This window comes from bacterium, assembly GCA_020440705.1.
Classification (GTDB): domain Bacteria; phylum Krumholzibacteriota; class Krumholzibacteriia; order LZORAL124-64-63; family LZORAL124-64-63; genus JAGRNP01.
In genome coordinates, this window is the sequence record JAGRNP010000350.1 from 1 (window position 1) to 571 (window position 571).

The window sequence follows — 571 nt, forward strand, 5'->3', positions numbered from 1 at the left end:
GGTGTTCCTGCCGGCCGGCACGACGGGCTCCTTCACGGTGACCGTCGACGCCGCCTCGATCGGCGGTGACGGCGTCCCGGGCAACGGCGACACGACCGACCAGGACTTCGCCCTGATCGTCTACAACGGCTCGACCGGTCCGGTCGGTCCGAACGCGTCGTTCTTCGGCAGCCCGACCTCGGGCAACGCGCCGCTCTCGGTCAACTTCACCGACACCTCCTCGGGTGGCCCGACCGCGTGGTCGTGGACCTTCGGCGACGGCGGCACGTCGAGCGCCCAGAACCCCTCCCACACCTACGTGAACCCCGGCAGCTACTCCGTGACGCTCGCGATCACGGCGCCGGGCGGGAGCGACTCGACCACGCTGACGAACTACATCAACGTGTCCGCGCCGCCGGCCCCCGGCATCGCGGACGGCAGCTTCGAGCTGCAGACGGCCGGCGCCGCTCCGACGACGCCCTGGTCGGTCAGCGGGTCGGGCCACGTCGTCAACCCGGCGGGCGGGACGACCTCCGACAGCGGCATGCCGACGAATGGCACCAACTGGGCGGAGATCTCGGGCACCAGCACC

At 71.6% G+C, this 571-nt stretch carries 1 protein-coding gene; it reads left to right on the forward strand.

Translation table 11 applies throughout. The annotated features are described in order from the left end of the window. The coding region (locus tag KDM41_18735; protein ID MCB1185461.1) for a PKD domain-containing protein at positions 1–571 on the forward strand (571 nt) is incomplete at both ends.